The 11,929-nt window shown below is 65.4% G+C and carries 15 protein-coding genes; 7 read left to right on the top strand and 8 right to left on the bottom strand.

Annotated elements, in window-relative coordinates; translation table 11 throughout:
• Positions 1 to 28: 28 nt before the first annotated feature.
• Positions 29 to 526 (bottom strand): hypothetical protein, encoded by a 498-nt coding sequence (locus AC1RMG_RS11020; protein ID WP_011059846.1) that lies wholly within the window; start codon positions 524 to 526, stop codon positions 29 to 31.
• A 100-nt stretch (positions 527 to 626) separates the two neighbouring features.
• On the opposite strand from AC1RMG_RS11020, the gene AC1RMG_RS11015 reads away from it, so the two are divergent.
• Both AC1RMG_RS11015 and AC1RMG_RS11010 read left to right on the top strand, forming a co-directional pair.
• Positions 627 to 2,681 carry a S9 family peptidase gene (locus AC1RMG_RS11015; protein WP_493169210.1) on the top strand — a complete coding sequence of 685 codons (2,055 nt, stop codon included), beginning with the start codon at positions 627 to 629 and terminating at the stop codon, positions 2,679 to 2,681.
• Between the two features lie 102 nt (positions 2,682 to 2,783).
• On the top strand, positions 2,784 to 3,257 hold the full coding sequence (locus AC1RMG_RS11010) for a cyclic nucleotide-binding domain-containing protein (protein WP_011059844.1): 474 nt from the start codon (positions 2,784 to 2,786) through the stop codon (positions 3,255 to 3,257).
• A gap of 30 nt (positions 3,258 to 3,287) precedes the next feature.
• Here the strand turns inward: AC1RMG_RS11010 and AC1RMG_RS11005 are convergent, their stop codons facing one another.
• The gene (locus tag AC1RMG_RS11005; RefSeq protein WP_011059843.1) at positions 3,288 to 3,599 is read right to left on the bottom strand and encodes a hypothetical protein; all 312 of its coding nucleotides are present in this window, start codon (positions 3,597 to 3,599) and stop codon (positions 3,288 to 3,290) included.
• A gap of 75 nt (positions 3,600 to 3,674) precedes the next feature.
• Here AC1RMG_RS11005 and AC1RMG_RS11000 point away from each other — a divergent pair, with 75 nt between their 5' ends.
• From AC1RMG_RS11000 to AC1RMG_RS10985, 4 genes are all read left to right on the top strand, one after another.
• Positions 3,675 to 4,361: a spermidine synthase gene (locus AC1RMG_RS11000; RefSeq protein WP_493169208.1), complete on the top strand. Its 687-nt coding sequence runs from the start codon at positions 3,675 to 3,677 to the stop codon at positions 4,359 to 4,361.
• A gap of 49 nt (positions 4,362 to 4,410) precedes the next feature.
• Entirely contained in the window at positions 4,411 to 4,788 is a 378-nt protein-coding gene (locus AC1RMG_RS10995) for a YajD family HNH nuclease (RefSeq protein WP_011059841.1), read from the top strand.
• Between the two features lie 197 nt (positions 4,789 to 4,985).
• Positions 4,986 to 5,453, top strand: a complete 468-nt coding sequence (locus AC1RMG_RS10990) for an RNA methyltransferase (protein WP_011059840.1) — start codon at positions 4,986 to 4,988, stop codon at positions 5,451 to 5,453.
• A gap of 82 nt (positions 5,454 to 5,535) precedes the next feature.
• On the top strand, positions 5,536 to 5,907 hold the full coding sequence (locus tag AC1RMG_RS10985) for a YgaP family membrane protein (RefSeq protein WP_011059839.1): 372 nt from the start codon (positions 5,536 to 5,538) through the stop codon (positions 5,905 to 5,907).
• A 44-nt stretch (positions 5,908 to 5,951) separates the two neighbouring features.
• Here AC1RMG_RS10985 and AC1RMG_RS10980 read toward each other — a convergent pair whose 3' ends face one another.
• Together AC1RMG_RS10980 and AC1RMG_RS10975 are read right to left on the bottom strand one after the other, a co-directional pair.
• Positions 5,952 to 7,187, bottom strand: coding sequence for a hypothetical protein (locus tag AC1RMG_RS10980; protein WP_493169206.1), 1,236 nt, complete (start codon positions 7,185 to 7,187; stop codon positions 5,952 to 5,954).
• A gap of 45 nt (positions 7,188 to 7,232) precedes the next feature.
• On the bottom strand, positions 7,233 to 7,682 hold the full coding sequence (locus AC1RMG_RS10975) for a YcgN family cysteine cluster protein (protein ID WP_015634549.1): 450 nt from the start codon (positions 7,680 to 7,682) through the stop codon (positions 7,233 to 7,235).
• Between the two features lie 274 nt (positions 7,683 to 7,956).
• Between AC1RMG_RS10975 and AC1RMG_RS10970 the strand changes: the two genes are divergently transcribed.
• Positions 7,957 to 8,550 carry a nitroreductase family protein gene (locus AC1RMG_RS10970; protein WP_011059836.1) on the top strand — a complete coding sequence of 198 codons (594 nt, stop codon included), beginning with the start codon at positions 7,957 to 7,959 and terminating at the stop codon, positions 8,548 to 8,550.
• A 113-nt stretch (positions 8,551 to 8,663) separates the two neighbouring features.
• On the opposite strand, the gene AC1RMG_RS10965 is transcribed toward AC1RMG_RS10970, so the two are convergent.
• From AC1RMG_RS10965 to AC1RMG_RS10950, 4 genes are all read right to left on the bottom strand, one after another.
• Entirely contained in the window at positions 8,664 to 9,596 is a 933-nt protein-coding gene (locus AC1RMG_RS10965; RefSeq protein WP_011059835.1) for a D-2-hydroxyacid dehydrogenase, read from the bottom strand.
• A gap of 120 nt (positions 9,597 to 9,716) precedes the next feature.
• The gene (locus tag AC1RMG_RS10960; protein ID WP_011059834.1) at positions 9,717 to 10,010 is read right to left on the bottom strand and encodes a YcgL domain-containing protein; all 294 of its coding nucleotides are present in this window, start codon (positions 10,008 to 10,010) and stop codon (positions 9,717 to 9,719) included.
• Positions 10,007 to 11,140, bottom strand: coding sequence for a ribonuclease D (gene rnd / locus AC1RMG_RS10955; protein WP_011059833.1), 1,134 nt, complete (start codon positions 11,138 to 11,140; stop codon positions 10,007 to 10,009). The genes AC1RMG_RS10960 and rnd overlap by 4 nt, the downstream gene beginning before the upstream one ends.
• A gap of 122 nt (positions 11,141 to 11,262) precedes the next feature.
• Entirely contained in the window at positions 11,263 to 11,925 is a 663-nt protein-coding gene (locus tag AC1RMG_RS10950; protein ID WP_011059832.1) for a class I SAM-dependent methyltransferase, read from the bottom strand.
• Between the last annotated feature and the right edge of the window lie 4 nt (positions 11,926 to 11,929).

The raw sequence follows: 11,929 nt of genomic DNA, 5'->3' as shown, positions 1-11,929 counted from the left end.
GACTCTCGCTTCAATGCCGGGGGCAGCGTTACAAACGCGGTTCGACCCGCGTATTCAGGGGGGTACCGGCTGCAGGCTGGCGGCCGTAACGGTCATTGCCGGCGCCACCGAAGGGCTGGTCATCCTCCACTTCGGCAGCCTTGGCGGCAGCTTTCGCCGCTTCGTTGCGTTCCCGGCGCTCCCTGGCCGCGCGCTCGATGGGCCAGCGGATCAGCACGAACAGCAGGTAGACGCCAAAGGCGATCATGCCGTACATGAACAGGTCGGATACCGCACGCCAGGCGTTGTTGCCGACCTTGAAGGCTATATCCAGGGCGGTGATGGCCACGGCCGGGGCAAATTTTTCCTTGACCGGGTCGATGATGGTCGGGCTGAACAGCAGCACCGCCACCAGCACTCGCAGCGGTTCGCGCAGCCAGCGCCACATCCAGCGGGTCAGGCGCATCCACACCAGCAGGCAGCCCAAGGCGGCGAAGGCATAGAGCCCCCAGGCGATCAGATAGTCGTTCTCGGTCATGGTGTCCATGGCAAGGCAGGCAAAGAGGCGCTTATGATAACGACTTTTGCCGTGTCAGGCTGCACCGCCGTCTGCCCAGCCCTCATTTGTCATCGCCCGAGAGCCACCCATGCCCTTAACCGCCAACGACAGCAGCGCCCCGATTGCCCACAAGGCCGAAGGCGCTGACCCGTATGCCTGGCTGCAGGAACGCGACACCGACGCGGTGCTCGATTACCTGAAGGCTGAAAACAGCTACCTGGACGCCCAGTTGGCGCATCAGGGGCCCCTGCGTGAAACGCTGTTCCAGGAGATCAAGGGGCGGATCCTCGAAACCGACCTGTCCCTGCCCTCGCCCTGGGGCCCATACCTGTACTACACCCGCACCACCGCCGGCGACGAATACGCCCGCCACTACCGCTGCCCGCGCCCGGCGGACGACAGCCTGACGGTGGACGAAAGCCGCGAGCAACTGCTGCTGGACCCCAACGCCCTGGCCAATGGCGGCTTCTTCTCCCTCGGGGCCTTCAGCATCAGCCCCGACCACCAGCGCCTGGCCTACAGCCTCGACACCACTGGGGAGGAAATCTACACCCTGTTCGTCAAGGAGCTGGCCAGCGACAAAGTCAGCGAGCTGTCCTTCGACAACTGCGACGGCAGCATGACCTGGGCCAACGACAGCCTGACCCTGTTCTTCGGCGAGCTGGACGATACCCACCGCCCGCACAAGCTGTTGCGCTACCGGCTGGATGGCACCGCCGCCGAGGAAGTGTTCCACGAGCCGGACGGACGCTTCTTCCTGCATTGCTACCGTTCCAGCTCCGAACGCCAACTGCTGCTGTCCCTGGGCAGCAAGACCACCGGCGAGACCTGGGCCCTGGACGCCACGCAGCCACAGCTGCCGTTCACTTGCCTGGCGCCGCGGGTCGAAGGCCATGAATACGATGTCGACCACGGCCTGCTGGACGGCCAATGGACCTGGTTCATCCGCAGCAACCGCGACGGCATCAACTTCGCCCTCTACCAGGCCGCGGACAACGGCGCGATCCCCGAGCAGGACGACTGGCAACTGCTGGTGCCGCACAACCCCGAGGTAATGCTCGACGGCGTGACCCTCAACGCCGCAGCCATGACCCTGAGCCTGCGCGAAGGCGGCCTGCCGATCATCGAAGTGCACCCCCGGGACCTGCCGGTGTACCGCGTGCAACTGCCGGATGCGGCCTACAGCCTGCACGTGCAGAACAGCCTGGAGTTTTCCAGCGAGCGCATCCGCCTGCGCTACGAGGCCCTGAACCGCCCGGCCCAGGTACGCCAGCTGCAACTGGCCGACGGCCAGCAGCAGGTGCTGAAGGAAACCCCGGTACTGGGCCCGTTCGACCCCGAGGCCTACGTCAGCCAGCGCCTCTGGGCCACCGCCGCCGACGGCACCCAAGTGCCCATCAGCCTGGTGGTCAAGCGCGACTGCCTGGGCCAGCCGACGCCGCTGTACCTCTACGGCTACGGTGCCTACGGCGAAAGCCTCGACCCCTGGTTCTCCCACGCCCGCCTGAGCCTGCTCGATCGCGGCGTGGCCTTTGCCATCGCCCACGTGCGCGGCGGCGGCGAGTTGGGTGAGGCCTGGTACCGCGCCGGCAAGCAGGAACACAAGCAGAACACCTTCAGCGACTTCATCGCCTGCGCCGAACACTTGATCGCCCAGGGCCTGACCAGCGCCCAGCAGTTGGCCATCAGTGGCGGCAGCGCCGGCGGCCTGCTGATCGGCGCGGTACTCAACCAGCGCCCCGAGCTGTTCAAGGTCGCCATCGCCGAAGTGCCCTTCGTCGATGTGCTCAACACCATGCTCGACCCGGAGCTGCCGCTGACCGTCACCGAATACGACGAATGGGGCAACCCCGAGGAGCCCGAGGTCTACGCACGGATCAAGGCCTACGCGCCCTACGAGAACGTGCGCGCCCAGGCCTACCCTGCGCTCCTGGTGATCGCTGGCTACAACGACAGCCGCGTGCAGTACTGGGAAGCGGCCAAATGGGTGGCCAGGTTGCGGGCCACCAGGACCGACGGCAACCCGCTGCTGCTCAAGACCGAGCTGGGGGCCGGCCATGGCGGCATGAGCGGGCGTTACCAGGGATTACGTGACGTAGCCCTCGAATACGCCTTTATCCTGAACATTCTGGGCCTGACCTGAGGAACTCCCGGCGGCGTACCTGTCTTAACCCAGAACGCCGCCGGCAACCGCCGGACCGGGCCTGCGCCCGTGCAACAGACACAAGAAAAAGACCGTGATCCCATGTCCGAACCCACCTTACTGAACAACGAGATCCGCGACTGGCTGATGGACTGCGGCCTGTTCGACCAGTTGTTGCCCGCCGACTTCAACGCTGCGGCCGGCTACTTCAGCATCAGCAGCATCGCCGAGGGCGAAGCGATCTTTCATGAGGGCGATGCCGGCAGCTTCATGTGCATCATCCACAGCGGCCAGGTAGCTGTGCAAAAGCGCAACCACGACGGCCAGCCCCTGACCATCGCGACCCTGCGCAGCGGCCGGGCCTTTGGCGAAATGGCGGTGCTCGATGGCGAGCGACGTTCGGCTACCTGCGTGGCCGCCAGCCATTGCCAGTTGCTCAACCTGGGCAAGGACTCCCTGGAGAAGATGCTCAACGATGCGCCAAAGATCGCCGCCAAGATCATCCGCGCCCTGGCCGTGTCGCTGTCAAAGCGGCTGCGCATGGCCGACGGCCAGTTGCTCGCGCAGCAGATCTGAGCCCCGGGGTACCCTCGCCCGCTACATCCATCAACCCTGAACCTTGGGTTTGCTGTCGTTCTGCTCCAGCCCTGGCAGGGTCTGGTCCTTGGGCGGCTTGGGCATGTCGATCGGCGGCAGCAGGGGCGCGCTGCCACTGCTGCCGGCTTTCGGCGTGCTGGGCGGGGTGACTTGCGGATAAGGCGTAGGGGTCGCGGTACCCGGGGTGCCGAGGGTCGGCGCCGGGGTCACCACCGGGGCACTTTGCGGCTCGTCGGCCAAAGCCGGGCCGGCACCAAGCGCCAGGGCAGCGGTGAGGGCGAGCGCCGCTTGGGCAATCACCGTTAGAATAGTGCGCTTCATCAATGGCTCCATTGCTATTGTCTGGCGTCAGGCTACTCCCAACCGGGGCGTTTTGCCTTCCTCAATGAGATCTCCATGAAACGTTTCGTACTGCTGGACACTACTGCGATTCCTGAAAACGGCGGTGCCTTGTGCCTGTTCGAATACGGTGAGGATTTCGTCATCAAGATCCAGGGCGGCGACGGCGGCCAGTTGATGAACACACGCATGCACGGTTCCGAGGACGCCCTGGCGCAGATCCCTTGCAACAAGGTCGCCGGGCGCCCGAACTCACGGGTGCTGATCGGCGGCCTGGGCATGGGCTTCACCCTGGCCGCGGCTCTCAAGCACCTGGGCAAGAGCGCCGAGGTGGTGGTCGCCGAGCTGGTGCCCGGGGTGGTGGAATGGAACCGTGGCCCGCTCGGCGAAAAGTCCGGCCGGCCGCTGCTGGACCCGCGCACGGTGATCCGCCTGGAAGACGTGGCCAAGGTCCTGCAGGCCGAGCCCCAGGGCTTCGACGCGATCATGCTCGACGTCGACAACGGCCCCGAAGGCCTGACCCAGAAAGCCAACAGCTGGCTCTACTCCAGCGCCGGCCTGGCCGCCTGCGCCCGGGCCCTGCGGCCCAAGGGCATTCTTGCGGTGTGGTCGGCCAGCGCCGACCGGCAGTTCTCCGAGCGCCTGCGCAAGGCCGGCTTCAAGGCCGAGGAAGTGCAGGTCTTCGCCCATGGCAATCGCGGCACCCGGCACACCATCTGGATTGCCGAGAAGCTCAAGGCCTGAGCTAAACTTTGTCCATTACCGTCATTAGTCCTTCTACAAAGGTGAACCCATGAGTTCGTCCACTCCCCCGTCCAACACCGCCAAGCTGGACCGTATCCTTGCCGACGCCCAGCGCGACCGGGAAATGGGCTACCGCGACAAGGCACTGAAAATGTACCCCCATGTCTGCGGCCGCTGCGCCCGGGAGTTCTCCGGCAAGCGCCTGAGCGAGCTGACCGTGCACCACCGCGATCACAACCACGACAACAACCCCCAGGACGGTTCCAACTGGGAACTCTTGTGCCTGTACTGCCACGATAACGAGCACTCGCGCTACACCGACCAGCAGTACTTCGGCGAAGGCTCCCTGAGCACCCCGAAAGTCGCCAAGGCGACCCACAACCCGTTCGCCGCCCTGGCCGGGTTGATGAAGAAAGACCCGGAGTAAGCACCAGCCGCCGGGCATATTGTGGCAAGCGAGCGTGCTCCCGTTCAGCGGCAAGGCAGCTGTAAACCCTGTGTCCCCGGCCGGCCTGCTATACCGCATTGGCCGGCGTCGGGAGCACGCTCCCTCGCCACAACAAGCCACCGAGCCGTGGGCAATCCCCGTATAATCGCGCTCTTTTCCCCCAAGGCGCTTTGTTCGTGGCAAACAAAAGGTACAGCTGCATCGGTTTGTATAACCCCAAATCACCGGAGAACGTCGGTTCGGTGATGCGCGCCGCCGGCTGCTATGGCGTCGCCTCGGTGTTCTACACCGGCAAGCGCTATGAGCGGGCCCGCGACTTCGTCACCGACACCAAGAAGGTCCACCAGGACATTCCGCTGATCGGCATCGACGACCTGAAGAAAATCCTCCCCCTGGGCTGCATACCGGTGGCCGTGGAACTGGTCGAGGGTGCCCGCCCACTGCCCGAATACACCCACCCGGATCGCGCCCTGTACATCTTCGGCCCGGAAGACGGCTCCCTCGACAAGGAGATCCGCGACTGGTGCGAGGACGTGGTCTACATCCCCACCACCGGTTGCATGAACCTGGCAGCGACAGTCAACGTGGTGCTCTACGATCGCCTGGCCAAGGGTAACAACACCCGCTCCGGTCCCAAGTTCTGAGCACACGCCGGTCATTGCCCGGGAACCTGTGACGCCTTCGTGCAGTCAGCCTTGTATCCCTTACCGCCCTTGGAGACAGATCATGAGCGAGCGCAAACAGCTGCAAACCATCGAATCGACCCCGTTCCAGAGCCAGCCCACCCAGAATGTCCAGGGCTGGGAGCGCATCGGCTCGCTGGCCGGCGGCGTGGTGATGATGGGCAAGGGCCTGCGCCGTGGCGGCGTATTCGGCCTGATCCAGGTAGCCATCGGCGGCGTGGCCCTGGCCCGGGGCATCACCGGGCACAGCTCGGCGAAAAGCCTGCTGGAGAAAAGCCGCCAGGACATGAACAACGTGCGCAACAAGATCGAACGCGCTGCAGAAGAGCTGCGCAACCTGAAAGCCGATGCCGAAGCCGCCGGCCGCAACGCCAAGGCCGCCAGCAATGATGAAGTGAAGGTGCCCAAGGCCTGAGGCCGGGGCGTCCTCATGGACGCCTGGGCCCCAGCCGCGCCGGGTCAGCGCAGCAGGCTGGTGTCGAGGACCCTGGAGGGCTCGCCCAGCACGCTTTCACTGAGCTGGATGAATTCGGCGGTGCTGACGCTTTCCAGGCGCATCGCCGCTTGCAGGACATCGTCCAGGGAGCGCTTGTTGCGGGTCTTGAGGCGAATCTCCCGATCCAGCTCCTGCAATAGCAACACCGCCTTGGCCACTGTGGCGCTGTCCACCTGTTCGCCGCGCAGGCTGGTGACCTTGTGGCCGTCCCGGGCCAGGCGCTTCTCCAGCACCTGGTAACGTTCATCGCTGATGCCACCGGCACGGCGCAGCAGCTCGATGGCGTAGTACTGCGCCAGCCCTTCACTGATCCAGTCGCTGCGCTGGCTGTCGTTGATCCGTGCCAGAGATTGCACCAGCTCCCGCAGCAAGGGGCTGGCGCCGCTCTCGCTGACCAGCGGCAGGCGGCTGTGCAGGAACAGTGAATCGCGCCCGGCCAGGCTGCCGCGCCACATCGGATCGGCCGCGCCGACGATCAACAGCTTGCTCGGCTGGCGGGGAAACACCGCCTGCACCTGCGGCCAGACAAAGGTCAGCAGGGTCAGCACATCCATGCGCCGCATGCCCTGGCCCAGTGGCGAGACCACGCTGACGTCGGTTTCCCCCAGGCGCGTGCGGCGGCTGCCCAGGGTGCCGGCGAGCATCCAGCCGGCGGGACGGTCGAACAGCCGCGAGGGGTTGTCGATGCGAAAACGGTGCTTGCCGATCCGCGGCCAGGAGGTCTCGATGCTCTTCCAGCCGGCGGGCAGTTCGAAATCCAGGCGCGCCACCAGCTCGATGCCGTCCTGCTGGTCCAGGTGCGCCGGCGGCACCAGGGTTTCGCCGCGCAGCAGGGCCCAGTTGGCAGTACTGCGGCTGTCATAGCTGCCCTTCTTGATGCTGTGGTTCAGGCGTACCCGGTAGCTCAGGCTGGCCTTGCCGCTGGCCGGGCGCCAGACCCCACGCTGACCGCCGGCACCGGCGGGGGCGGCCTGCCATTGGCCGTCGGCCTTGAAGTCGCTGTAGTCGCCGGTCGAGCCCAGATCGAAATCCAGGCTGCGCAGCGCCGCGCCGTCGGCCAGGGTCAGGCGCACTTCGGCCTGATCGCTCTGGGGCAGGAAGCGCACGTGATAATCCAGATCGACCTTCTTCGCCGCAAACGCCGATGCGCTCAATGCCAGCATCGCAGCGGCCAGCGCCAGCTTCGCCCCCACCCTCATACCCTCTCCTTGCTATTGAAACCTTGAAGCCGGCGCGGCGAACCCTCAGCCTGCGCGGAAAATCAGATGATCCTCCCAATCCTCTTCCGCCACGCTGCCTTCGGCGAGCATGCGGCCGGACTGGGAAATACGCTCGTGGTGCACCGCATCGCGGTCGCCGCACACCAGGTGGTGCCAAAGGGGCAGGTCCTTGCCCTCGCTCACCAGGCGGTAGCCGCAGGTGGGAGGCAGCCACTTGAATTCGTCGGCCTTGCCCGGGGTCAGCTGGATGCAGTCGGGCACCGAGTCGCGGCGGTTGGGGTAATCGCTGCACTGGCAGGTCTTGAGGTCCAAAAGCTTGCAGGCGATGCGCGTGTAATAGACGCTGTTGTCGTCCTCGTCTTCAAGCTTTTGCAGGCAGCACAGACCGCAGCCATCGCACAACGACTCCCATTCGTCCTGGTCGAGTTGTTCGAGGGTTTTGCGTATCCAGAAAGGTTCGACTTTGGCGGCCATGGCTCAAGCATCAATATCCGAGGGTGAAAAGGCCGCCAGTCTAGTGCCGAAGAACCGGCGGGCCAAGCGCTGGCGACTGTCGGTAGGCCGGGACTTGTCAGCGGGCCATGGGCACAGTAGCTTTGCCCCTCGGACCGACCCGCGTCCGTGTGCCATTAACGCTTGACCGCGTTGCACCCGGCAAACCGCACGGGGTCAGGAATACCCCTTCGCTCAGCTCATCTGCGCTTGCCGGTTTATTCCACTCATCTCACATGCTGCCAGGAGTTTTTCCATGAGCGCCAACACTCGCGTTGCCGACTACGCCATCCACCCGCAGTTCACCCAGCGCTGGTCGCCCCGGGCCTTCACCGGCGAAAGCATCCCCGAAGAAACCCTGCTGAGCTTCTTCGAAGCCGCACGCTGGGCGCCTTCGGCCTACAACTCGCAGCCCTGGCGCTTCCTCTATGCCCGCCGCGACACGCCGAACTGGGAACGCTTCCTCGGCCTGCTCAACGAATTCAACCGTGGCTGGGCGCAACACGCTTCGGCCCTGGTGATCGTGATTTCCAAGACCACCTTCACCGTGCCCGGCGCCAGCGAGGAAACCCCGGCCCTGTGGCACACCTTCGACACCGGTTCGGCCTGGGGCCACCTGGCCCTGCAAGCCAGCCTCAGTGGCTGGCACACCCACGGCATGGCCGGTTTCGACCAGGAACTGACCCGCAAGGAACTGAAGATCCCCGAAGGCTATGCCGTGCACGCCGCCGTGGCCGTGGGCAAGCTGGGAGACAAGTCGACCCTGGCCGACTACCTCCAGGCCCGGGAAGAGCCAAGCCCGCGTCGCCCCCTGAGCGAAACCGTGGCCGAAGGCGATTTCAGCCTCTAAAGCCGCGATCGCCTCTGTAGGAGCGAGCTTGCTCGCGAAGCCCTGAAGGGCGCCGCGCTTGCCTGGCAAGCGCGGCTTTCGCGAGCAAGCTCGCTCCTGCGATCAGGCACGTTTCAATAGCCCCGGGCGAAATCCACTTCGCCGCGCAGGGCCTGCCCAGCCTGATAAGCCCGCAGGTTGTCGACGAACAACTGCACCATCAATTCCGGCGAGGTCGGCGCCGAACTGTGGCCCGTCAGCAGCAAGCCCCAGGCGGTCCAGAACGGATGCCGTTGCGGCAAGGGCTCCTGGCGGCAGACATCGATCACCGCCCCCGCCAGATGTCCATCCTTGAGGGCCTGCACCAGGTCCGCATCGACCACCGCCACGCCCCGGCCAACATTGATGAACAACCCCGTGGGCTTGAACTGCTTGAACAGCGCCGCGTCGTACAGGTCGTGGGTGCTCGGGGTGTTGGGCAGCAGGTTGACCACGTAGTCCACCTCCCCCACCAGGCGCCCCAGGTCTTGCAGGCCGGCCACTTCGATAAAGGGCGCCTGCTCCCGGGGCTGGCTGGCGATGCCGTACAGCTTCACGCCAAACGGCAGGAGGAACTGCGCCACGCTCTGGCCGATGTCGCCGGTGCCGACGATCAGCACCTTGCGCCCCACCAGGCTCTGGCCCAGGCGGTTGTCCCACTTGCGCTCGACCTGGCTCACCAGGCGCGCCAGCACCTCGCGCTCATGGCCCAGGATGTAGGTCAGCACGTACTCGGCCATCACCTGGCCGAAGATGCCCACGGCCCGGGTCAGGCGGTAGTGCCGCGGCAGGCCGTCGGCCAGCAGCGGGGTAATGCCGGCCCAGGTGGACTGCAGCCACTGGGGCTGGTGCCCCTGGCGCAGCAGGGTGGCCAGCAGGTCCGGCTGCCCCAGCCAGACCGGGCAATCCGCCGCCAACCGTGCCAGCTCGGCGGAGTCGCCACTGGTCAGCACTTCCAGCTCCGGGGCCGCCTGACGCAACAGGCGGGCATAAACAGCGTGATCGTGTTCGGCAATCAGAACGCGCATGGCTCAAACCTTAAAAAACGGTGCAGGCAGCCGCCGACGGAGAATCGCTCCATCGATCAAGGCGGCTGCCAGGTCAGTCAGTTGCACTTACAAGGAGGCCCGGGACCGGGCGCCTACAGGTCAGACCGGATCATTGCGACGCAGCAGCTCTTCGGGCAAGTGCTCGATGTACTCGTCTTCTGCCGGTGGCATCTGCAGGTGGTAGCCCTGCTTGTCGAGGTTTTCCAGCACCTGGTGGATGTCCTCGCGGGACAGCTTGCGCTCCGGGCTCAGCACCAGGTCGAAGGCATGTTGCGGCTTGCCGAAGGCCAGCAGCAGGTTTTCCGGCACGCGTTCCAGAGCCTCGCTTTTGAGCACGTAGAGGTACATCTCGTTCTTGCGCGGGCTTTTGTAGATGGAGCAGATACGTTTCAAGGCTGTTCTCCGGCGGTGGCCAGGCTGTCCAGCAGCGCCTGGCCCATCAATTCGCGGCGCCAGCCACGCAACGAATCAGGCAATTGGTAAGGCCCGTTGGGGAAGCCGCTCTTGAGCAGGCTCTCCAGGGTTTTCTTGCGCAGCATCACTTCCGGGGCGATCCCCAGGCGCTCGGCCTGGGCCTGGCCCACGGCCTTGAGGCGCTTGAGCAGGGCCGCGGCTTCGATCGGCAGGGGTTCGGGCACGGCCGGCGGCCATTGATCCGGGCCGACGCTGGCGGTGCGCTTGATCAGGTCGAGGAGGAACTCGCCGTCCTGGCGCACGGTACGCGGGTGCATGTCTTCGATCTTGGCCAGCGCCGACAGGTTGTCCGGCTGGGTCTTGGCCAGGGGCCACAGGGCATGCTCGCGCACGATACGGTTGCGCGGCAGGTTGCGGGCACGGGCCTCGCGCTCGCGCCAGGCACACAGCTCACGCAAGACCGCCAGCTGGGCGCGGGACAGTTTCCAGGCCAGCTTGGCTTCGCGGTAGACCTCGTAGGGGTCCACTTCGCGGCGCAGGTTGGCCACCAGCTCGGCGCCGTCTTCCAGCACCCAGCGGTACTTGTCCTCGGACAACCTGGGCCGCAGTTCGGTGAACACCTGGGCCAGGTGCACGGCGTCTTCGGCGGCGTAGCTGACCTGGGTTTCCGACAGCGGGCGCTGCAGCCAGTCGGAACGGGTCTCGCCCTTGGGCAGGTCGATGCCCAGGACTTCCTGCACCAGGCGCGAATAGCCCATGGAGAAACCCAGGTTCAGGTAGGCGGCCGCCAGTTGCGTGTCGAACAACGGCGCCGGCAGGCTGCCAGTCAGGCGCAGCAGGACTTCAAGGTCCTCGCTGCAGGCGTGCACCACCTTGACCACTGCCGGATTCTCCAGCAGGGCCGCCAGTGGCTGCCAGTTGTCGATGGTCAAAGGGTCAATCAGGTAGGCGCGCTGCCCATCGCCAATCTGCAACAGGGCGGCAATGGGATAGAAAGTGTCGACCCGCATGAATTCGGTGTCGAGGGCGACGAATGGCAACTGCTGCCACTGGGCGCAAAGCTGACCGAGGCTATCGTTGTCGCGAATCCAATGTATATCGATGGCCACACGGCTCTCCCTTGAAGAATGGCGCGCAGTATATATCGCCTCCGGCGATTTCCGAGCATTCACCCGACAAGAGCAAGTGAGAAACCATCTGCCGGAGGGCAAGAATAGTCCGAGACTCTGGGCTAACCCTGTTTTCTCAGCACATAGACTCGCGAAGGCGCCCAACCGGGCAGCAGGTCCCGATGGTCGAGCACTTCAAAACCGGCTTCGCGGAACTCCGCTTCCAGCTGCACCTTGCTGGCCAGCGGCAGCATGCCGGAGCTGGCAGAAGCGGGTCGGGCGATCTGCAACAGCGGTTCGATCCGCGTGGCCAGGATCACCGTGTCCCGGCTGACCCGGTAGAACTCGCGCAGCAGGGCCAGGCGATCCTCGCCCCGGGTCACGTGGGCAAAGAGTTGCATGCAGATGATGCAGTCCACCGCATTGGCCGACAGGCCGATATTGAACGCCGAGCTGTGAAAGGTCTTGACCCGTTTCAGCAGGCTGGCCGGGTGGTGGGTCTGGGCATGGTTCAACATGTCCTGGGAAGGGTCCGCCGCCAGAATCACCCGGTTGCCGTGCTCGCCCAGCACCGGCCAGTAGCGCCCGGCGCCGCAGGCCACATCCAGGATCAGCCCCGGCTCGCCGGCTTCCTTCAGGGCGTGACGCACCAGGCGTGCCGTGCGCCAGACAGCCAGGCGCGCACCAATCCCGGCTGGCCGGGGCTCGCGGCAGACGCGCGCGTGCTCCTGGTCGTAGCGCCGAGCGAACTCCAGTTCGATGGACGGTGGGGGATGGGACGACATGAAC

This window comes from Pseudomonas sp. GW822-FHT04H02 (genome assembly GCF_058800645.1).
This window is presented reverse-complemented; position numbering and strand designations above follow the sequence as displayed.

Bases quoted from the DNA above. Each gene is read 5' to 3' on its own strand.
- AC1RMG_RS11020 (WP_011059846.1), bottom strand. From the start codon at position 526: ATGGACACCATGACCGAGAACGACTATCTGATCGCCTGGGGGCTCTAT.
- AC1RMG_RS10965 (WP_011059835.1), bottom strand. From the start codon at position 9,596: ATGCGCGTTCTGATTGCCGAACACGATCACGCTGTTTATGCCCGCCTG.
- AC1RMG_RS11015 (WP_493169210.1), top strand. From the start codon at position 627: ATGCCCTTAACCGCCAACGACAGCAGCGCCCCGATTGCCCACAAGGCC.
- AC1RMG_RS10975 (WP_015634549.1), bottom strand. From the start codon at position 7,682: ATGGCCGCCAAAGTCGAACCTTTCTGGATACGCAAAACCCTCGAACAA.
- AC1RMG_RS10950 (WP_011059832.1), bottom strand. From the start codon at position 11,925: ATGTCGTCCCATCCCCCACCGTCCATCGAACTGGAGTTCGCTCGGCGC.
- AC1RMG_RS11000 (WP_493169208.1), top strand. From the start codon at position 3,675: ATGAAACGTTTCGTACTGCTGGACACTACTGCGATTCCTGAAAACGGC.
- AC1RMG_RS10985 (WP_011059839.1), top strand. From the start codon at position 5,536: ATGAGCGAGCGCAAACAGCTGCAAACCATCGAATCGACCCCGTTCCAG.
- AC1RMG_RS11005 (WP_011059843.1), bottom strand. From the start codon at position 3,599: ATGAAGCGCACTATTCTAACGGTGATTGCCCAAGCGGCGCTCGCCCTC.
- AC1RMG_RS11010 (WP_011059844.1), top strand. From the start codon at position 2,784: ATGTCCGAACCCACCTTACTGAACAACGAGATCCGCGACTGGCTGATG.
- AC1RMG_RS10980 (WP_493169206.1), bottom strand. From the start codon at position 7,187: ATGAGGGTGGGGGCGAAGCTGGCGCTGGCCGCTGCGATGCTGGCATTG.
- AC1RMG_RS10970 (WP_011059836.1), top strand. From the start codon at position 7,957: ATGAGCGCCAACACTCGCGTTGCCGACTACGCCATCCACCCGCAGTTC.
- AC1RMG_RS10995 (WP_011059841.1), top strand. From the start codon at position 4,411: ATGAGTTCGTCCACTCCCCCGTCCAACACCGCCAAGCTGGACCGTATC.